The organism is Verminephrobacter aporrectodeae subsp. tuberculatae At4 (assembly GCF_000193225.1).
Taxonomy (GTDB): Bacteria; Pseudomonadota; Gammaproteobacteria; order Burkholderiales; family Burkholderiaceae_C; genus Acidovorax; species Acidovorax aporrectodeae.
Genome location: NZ_AFAL01000715.1, coordinates 1 through 7,124, shown reverse-complemented (window position 1 = coordinate 7,124; position 7,124 = coordinate 1). Strand labels below are relative to the sequence as shown.

Annotated in this window: 5 protein-coding genes; all 5 read right to left on the bottom strand. The window is 65.9% G+C overall.

Translation table 11 applies throughout. The annotated features are described in order from the left end of the window. Positions 1 to 265 (bottom strand): hypothetical protein (locus VTU_RS0120450; protein WP_201766168.1); only part of this gene is annotated, 265 nt, incomplete at its 3' end. A 170-nt stretch (positions 266 to 435) separates the two neighbouring features. Beyond that, a complete protein-coding gene (locus tag VTU_RS0120445) occupies positions 436 to 1,596 on the bottom strand; it encodes a ribonucleotide-diphosphate reductase subunit beta (protein WP_010108067.1) in 1,161 nt (386 codons plus the stop codon). Between the two features lie 134 nt (positions 1,597 to 1,730). Beyond that, positions 1,731 to 4,655 (bottom strand): ribonucleoside-diphosphate reductase subunit alpha, encoded by a 2,925-nt coding sequence (locus tag VTU_RS0120440; RefSeq protein ID WP_029554609.1) that lies wholly within the window; start codon positions 4,653 to 4,655, stop codon positions 1,731 to 1,733. Between the two features lie 197 nt (positions 4,656 to 4,852). Beyond that, entirely contained in the window at positions 4,853 to 5,473 is a 621-nt protein-coding gene (gene ampD / locus VTU_RS0120435) for a 1,6-anhydro-N-acetylmuramyl-L-alanine amidase AmpD (protein ID WP_029554608.1), read from the bottom strand. Next, positions 5,457 to 6,983 carry a sigma-54-dependent transcriptional regulator gene (locus VTU_RS0120430; RefSeq protein ID WP_010108060.1) on the bottom strand — a complete coding sequence of 509 codons (1,527 nt, stop codon included), beginning with the start codon at positions 6,981 to 6,983 and terminating at the stop codon, positions 5,457 to 5,459. Before VTU_RS0120430 ends, ampD begins: the two co-directional genes overlap by 17 nt. Between the last annotated feature and the right edge of the window lie 141 nt (positions 6,984 to 7,124).

The following is a 7,124-nucleotide window of genomic DNA, read 5'->3' as shown; positions in this document are numbered from 1 at the left end:
TCTTCGCTGGCACGGCCTTCTTCGCCGGTGCAGCCTTCTTCGCTGGCACGGCCTTCTTCGCCGGTGCAGCCTTCTTCGCTGGCACGGCTTTCTTCGCCGGTGCAGCCTTCTTCGCCGGCACCGCTTTCTTCGCCGGTGCGGCCTTCTTCGCCGGCATGGCTTTCTTCGCCGGTGCGGCCTTCTTCGCTGCTACGACCTTCTTTGCCGGTACAGCTTTCTTCGCGGGAGTGGCCTTCTTCGCGGCCGGTTTTTTTGCAGTTGCCATCATGTTCTCCTTGGTTCAATTTGCAGAGAGCACCTTCTGTCTACAGTGGACAGAAAGCGATTCATGGGGTCATCCCCATGAACACGGGAACGCCCCGCATGGCGGCGCTCTGCGGCGCTGTCCGTGCGGGGCGTGGTGTGGAAATCCATGGCGATGAAATACGCAAGGCCTTAGTCCCAGGACAGCGCGCCGCCTGATTGGTACTCGATCACCCGGGTCTCGAAGAAGTTGCGCTCTTTCTTCAAGTCGATCATTTCGCTCATCCACGGAAACGGGTTTTCTTCGTGGGGGAACAGCACCTCCAGGCCGATCTGCGTGGCACGGCGGTTGGCGATGTAGCGCAGATAGCCCTTGAACATGGAGGCGTTCATGCCCAGCACGCCGCGCGGCATGGTGTCTTCTGCGTAGCGGTATTCCAACTCCACGGCTTCGAGAAACAGGACCTTGATCTCGGCCTTGAACTGCGCCGTCCAGAGCTGCGGATTCTCCAGCTTGATCTGGTTGATCAGGTCGATTCCGAAGTTGCAGTGCATCGACTCGTCGCGCAGGATGTACTGGTACTGCTCGGCGGCGCCGGTCATCTTGTTCTGGCGACCCATGGCCAGGATCTGCGTGAAGCCGACATAGAAGAACAGACCTTCCATCAGGCAGGCGAAAACGATCAGCGACTTGAGCAGCGTCTGGTCGTTCTGCGCCGTTCCGGTGCGAAAGCCGGGGTCCATGATCGCCTCGATGAAGGGGATCAGGAACGCGTCCTTGTCGCGGATCGACGGGATTTCGTTGTAGGCGTTGAAGATCTCGCTCTCGTCGAGGCCCAGCGACTCGACGATGTATTGGTAGGCGTGCGTGTGGATGGCTTCCTCGAAGGCCTGGCGCAGCAGGAACTGGCGGCATTCGGGCGCCGTGATGTGGCGGTAGCTGCCGAGCACGATGTTGTTCGCGGCCAGCGAATCGGCGGTGACGAAGAAGCCCAGGTTGCGCTTGATGATGCGGCGCTCGTCGTCGGTCAGGCCCTGGGGGTCCTTCCACAACGCGATGTCGCGCGTCATGTTCACTTCCTGCGGCATCCAGTGGTTGGCGCAAGAGGCCAGGTATTTTTCCCAGGCCCATTTGTACTTGAACGGCACCAGCTGATTCACGTCGGTCTGGCCGTTGATGATGCGCTTGTCGGCTGCCCTGACGCGGCGTGGCGCGGCCTGCGCGCCGGTGGCTGCTGCGGCACTTGCGGGTTGCTGCGATGGGGGCGCCTGTCCCGCCGAGCGGTTGTCGTCCAGACCGCCGTCCTGTTGATTTTGCGCTGAGGGCTTGACTTCTTCGTCCCAGGTCAACATAGATTTTCCAGTGAGCGGATTATGAAAGCAGTGCTGCGAAAAGAAAAGCACTGGAGCGTTGTGCTGCAAGGTTTTGTTGCTTCACAGCACCGGAGCGATGCCGTGGATGATGGCCGCGTCATGCCTGCGCGCGCTCATTGGCAGGCTTCGCAGCCTGGGTCGTCGAGCACGCAGAACCGGATGTCGGTCGCGGGCAGGGCCGCTGCGCTGGCGGTTTTCGGCGCGCCGGATCGATCCTGCGCAGCGGCTGCGCCGCTGTCGTCACCCGAGGCAACGGCGTTGAGCTGGCGCGTGTTCACGGTGCTCATCTCGACGTGCGTGGCGCTTTGCGTGCGCAGGTAGTACGTGGTCTTGAGACCGCGCACCCAGGCGAGTTTGTAGGTCTCGTCGAGCTTTCTGCCCGATGCGCCGGCCATGTAGATGTTCAGGCTTTGCGCCTGATCGATCCACTTCTGGCGCCGCGCCGCGGCTTCCACCAACCACTGGGGATCGACCTCGAAGGCCGTGGAGTACAGCGCCTTGATGTCCTGCGGCACGCGATCGATGGGTTGCAAAGAGCCCTTGAAATGCTTCAGGTCCATGATCATCACCTCGTCCCACAGGCCCAGGCGCTCGAGGTCGCGCACCAGGCTGGCGTTGATGACGGTGAATTCGCCCGACAGGTTGGACTTTACGGACAGGTTGCCGAACGAGGGTTCGATCGATGCGTCCACGCCGACGATGTTGGAGATGGTCGCGGTGGGGGCGATGGCGACGCAGTTCGCGTTGCGCATGCCGTCCTGCGCGATCTTCCTGCGCAGCGCGTCCCAGTCCAGCGTCGCCGACCGGTCCACTTCCACGTGGCCGCCGCGGGCGTTGGCAAGCATGTCCAACGTGTCCAGGGGCAGGATGCCGCGTTCCCACAGCGAGCCTTTGTAGCTGGAGTATCTGCCGCGTTCCCGCGCCAGTTCGGTCGATGCCCAGTAGGCCTGGTAGCAGATGGCCTCCATCGACTGGTCGGCAAATTCCACGGCCTCTTGCGAGGCGTAGGGGATGCGCAGTTCGTACAGACTGTCCTGAAAGCCCATCACACCCAGGCCCACGGGGCGGTGGCGCAGGTTCGAGTCGCGCGCCTTGCGCACGGCGTAGTAGTTGATGTCGATCACGTTGTCGAGCATGCGCATGGCGACGGTGATGGTTTTCTTCAGCTTCTCGTGGTCGATCCCGCCGTCCTTGAGGTGCCGCAGCAGGTTCACCGAGCCGAGGTTGCAGACGGCGGTTTCGCTGTCGCTGGTGTTGAGCGTGATCTCGGTGCACAGGTTCGACGAATGCACCACGCCGACGTGCTGCTGGGGCGAGCGCAGGTTGCACGCGTCCTTGAAGGTGATCCAGGGGTGGCCGGTCTCGAACAGCATGCTCAGCATCTTGCGCCACAGGTCGCTGGCCTGCACCGTCTTGGCGGGCCGGATTTCGCCGCGCGCGGCCTTTTCCTCGCAGGCGACGTAGGCCTTCTCGAAGTCGGCGCCGAAGAGCTCGTGCAACTGCGGAACGCTCGAGGGCGAGAACAGTGTCCAGGGGCCCTTTTCGATCACGCGGCGCATGAACAGGTCGGGGATCCAGTTGGCCGTGTTCATGTCGTGCGTGCGGCGCCGGTCGTCCCCGGTGTTCTTGCGCAGTTCCAGGAATTCCTCGATGTCCAGGTGCCAGGTTTCGAGGTAGGTGCAGACCGCGCCCTTGCGTTTTCCGCCCTGGTTCACGGCCACGGCCGTGTCGTTGACGACCTTGAGGAACGGCACCACGCCCTGCGATTGGCCGTTGGTTCCCTTGATGTGGCTGCCCAGCGCGCGCACGCGCGTCCAGTCGTTGCCCAGGCCGCCGGCGAACTTGGACAGCAGCGCGTTTTCCTTGATCGATTCGTAGATGCCGTCGAGGTCGTCGGGCACCGTGGTCAGGTAGCAGCTCGAGAGCTGCGGGCGCAGCGTGCCGCTGTTGAACAGCGTGGGCGTGGACGACATGAAGTCGAACGACGACAGCACTTCATAGAACGCGATGGCGCGGGCTTCGCGATCGGTTTCATGCAGCGCCAGGCCCATGGCGACACGCATGAAAAAGGTCTGCGGCAGTTCGATGCGGGCCTTCTCGATGTGCAGGAAGTAGCGGTCGTACAGGGTCTGCAGGCCGAGGTAGTCGAACTTCAGGTCGCGCCCGGCGTCGAGGGCAGCGCCCAGGCGCTGCAGGTCGTACTGGAGCAGGCGCTCGTCGAGCAGGCCGTTGTCCACGCCCTTTTTGATGCATTCGGGAAAGTAGCCGACGTAGGCCTGGCCCATGGCGTCCTGCGCCACTTCGCGGCCCAGCACCTCGCGCACGATGGTGTGCAGCAGCAGGCGCGCGGTGGCGTAGCTGTAGCCGGGGTCTTTTTCGATCAGCGTGCGCGCCGCCAGAATCGCCGCCTTGTAGACCTCGTCCATGGGGACGCCGTCGTACAGGTTGCGCAGGGTTTCGGCGGCGATGGGTTCGGCCGACACGTTGGCGCCCAGATGCACGCAGGCCGATTCGATCAGCGCCTGCAACCGGCCCGGCTCGAGCGCGACGCGCACGCCCCCGTCGAGCACGTGCAGCCGGGTCGCGGACACCGCGGCCAACTGCGGCCCGGCCTGGCGCGCGCGCTCCTGGGCGCGGCGCTCGCGGTACAGCACGTAGGCGCGCGCGATATCGTGGTGCCCGCCGCGCATCAGGCCGAGTTCCACTTGGTCCTGCACGTCTTCGATGTGGAAGGTGCCGCCGCCGGGGCGCGAGCGCATCAGCGCGCGGATGACGTTGTGCGTCAGGGTATCGACGATCTCGCGCACGCTGGCCGACGCCGCGCCCTGCGTTCCGTGGACCGCGAGAAAGGCCTTCATCATGGCGACGGCGATCTTCTGCGGCTCGAACGGCACGACGCTGCCGTTGCGCCGCATGATCTGGTAGTGCGCGAACGGGTCGTCGGCTGCGGCCGCTGGCGGCCCTGCTTGGGAAGCTTGGGAAGGGTTCGGGGCAGTCGGTGCGTGGGCGGTGGACGGGGTACTGGATGCGGCTTGCATGGATGATCTCTTTCGTCGGTAGTGCGCCGGACTCTGGTCTGTCAAACGCTATATATGGTGTGTCCTGTGGGTCCAATACACTACCCGTAGTGTACGCCGCCGCGACCAGAAGGCAAGCTCGCGGCCTGCAATAGACCCCATCCGGTCTGTGGGTTTCGCTGGACGGAACCCGCCGCCGCCGCTGCGCTGCAGCACAGTCAGCGCACGGCGGAACATGCATCCGGCGGAAACCGGCACCGGGGCCAGTCCAGCGCGTGCTGCAACTGCGCCCAGTCGAATCCGGCACCCGGGTCCTGCTTGCGGCCGGGGGCGACGTGCTCGTGCCCGGCGACGTGCTCGATGGGGTAGCGCAGCGCAATGTCCCGGCACAGCGTGACCAGCGTCCGGTACTGGGCGGGTTCGAAGTACAGGCCTTCGATGCCTTCGAGTTCGATGCCGATGGAGTCGTCGTTGCACTCGCCGCGCCCCCGGTACGAGGACCGCCCGGCGTGCCAGGCGCGCAGATCGCAGTCCACGAACTGCCAGAGCGCACCGCTGCGTTGAATGAAGAAATGCGCCGAGACCCGCTGGCCGCGGATGCTCTGATAGGAGGGATGCGCATCCCAGTCCAGGGTGTTCATGAACAGCTGCTGGACGGCTCCCGTGCCGAATTCTCCCGACGGCAGGCTGATGGAATGCAGCACGATCAGGTCGACCGATGCCGGCGGCACCGGACGCATTGCCTGGTTGGGAGAGGCCAGCCTTGTCGCCGAGCCGTGCCAGCCTCCGGCCCAGGGGAACGCAGCGGCACGCGCGGGCGCGTCATCCGATGTCGTCATGCGGCTCCTGCTGATCGTTGGGCAGCGTGATGTTCAGGCGGGCGATGCGATAGCGTATCTGCCGCAGGCTGATTCCCAGCCGGGCGGCGGTGGCGGTCCGGTTGAACCCCGCCTCGCGCAGCGCGCGCACCAGGATCTCGCGCTCCTGCTGGTCGAGCCAAGCCTGCAGGTCATGGGGCAGGGGCATCGTGCGGACCACGGCGGACAGCGCGGGGCTGCTCGGCGGCTCGGTGCGGGGCACCGCGGGGTCCGCAGGCTCTGCGGGGGACTGCGCGCCGCGCGCCACCGCCACCGCCACTGCGGCCACGGCCGCGCTCGTGTTCGCGGGCCAGTCCACATGCAGTTCATCGCCATCGCTCAGCGCCACGGCACGGTGCAGCAGGTTTTCCAGCTCCCGGACGTTGCCGGTCAGCGGATGCGCGGCGATGGCGCCCAGGGCGCGTTGCGTGAGCGTGGGAACCGGCATTCCCGAATCCTGCGCGATGCGCGCCAGCAGCGCGGTGCACAGCGCGGGCAGGTCCTCACGCCGCTCGCGCAGCGGGGGGACCAGGATCTCGATCACGTTCAGCCGGTAGTACAGGTCCTGCCGAAAGCGGCCCGATTGCACATCCGCTGCCAGGTTCCGGTGGGTGGCGCTGACGATGCGCACGTCCACGGTCTCTTCCTGGGTCGAGCCCAGCGGGCGCACGCTGCGCTCCTGAATGACGCGCAGCAGCTTGGACTGCATGGCCAGGGGCAGGTCGCCGATTTCGTCCAGGAACAGGGTACCTCCGCGCGCGGCCTGGAAGTAACCGTCACGGTCCTGGGTGGCCCCGGTGTACGAGCCCTTGCGCGCGCCGAAGAATTCGGCTTCGAGCAGGTTCTCCGGAATCGCGCCGCAGTTCACGGCCACCAGGGGGCCGTCCGCGCGCTGGCTGTTGGCGTGCAGCGCCTGCGCGACGAGTTCCTTGCCGGTGCCCGATTCGCCATGAATGAGCACCGGCGCCATGCCGCGCGAGACCTTGGCCACGCGTTGCTTGACGTTGCGCAGGGTCTCGGATTGGCCCACCAGCCGCTCCAGCGCCGCCGCGCCGGCGTTCTCGGCAGCGGCTGCCGGCCGGCCCCCCGTGCGCGGGGTGCGCGGCGCCGGGACGCCGCCCGTTCCCTGCACGGCCGAAGCCACCACGGAGCGGAACTGTTTCAGGTCCACGGGCTTGGTCAGGTAGTCGAATGCGCCCGAGCGCAGGGCCTCGACGGCGTTTTCCGCAGACCCGTACGCGGTCATGACCACACAGCGCTCGCGGCGCTGCTGCTCGCGCAGGTCCTGGAGCAATTCCATTCCGGACCCGTCGGGCAGGCGCATGTCGGTGATCACGGCGTCGAAGCGCTGGGCCTGGAGTTGCACGCGCGCTTCCTGCACGCTGGACGCGGTCTCCACGCGGTAGCCCTCGCGCAGCAGGGTGAGCTCGTACAGGGTGCACAGATCGGGTTCGTCGTCTACGACGAGGATGGATGCGGTGGGCGCTACCATGGCAGGACGGTTCACGGGGTTCAGGCCACGCTGGTGTCAAAGCGCAGCGGGGCGGTGCCACGGGCAGGCGCGGTGCGGCGGAAATCCACCGTGAACGCGTTGCCTCCGGTCTCGCCGCGCAAGGTGGTGCGGCTGAACCGT

Bases quoted from the DNA above. Each gene is read 5' to 3' on its own strand.
- VTU_RS0120430 (WP_010108060.1), bottom strand. From the start codon at position 6,983: ATGGTAGCGCCCACCGCATCCATCCTCGTCGTAGACGACGAACCCGAT.
- VTU_RS0120440 (WP_029554609.1), bottom strand. From the start codon at position 4,655: ATGCAAGCCGCATCCAGTACCCCGTCCACCGCCCACGCACCGACTGCC.
- ampD (WP_029554608.1), bottom strand. From the start codon at position 5,473: ATGACGACATCGGATGACGCGCCCGCGCGTGCCGCTGCGTTCCCCTGG.
- VTU_RS0120445 (WP_010108067.1), bottom strand. From the start codon at position 1,596: ATGTTGACCTGGGACGAAGAAGTCAAGCCCTCAGCGCAAAATCAACAG.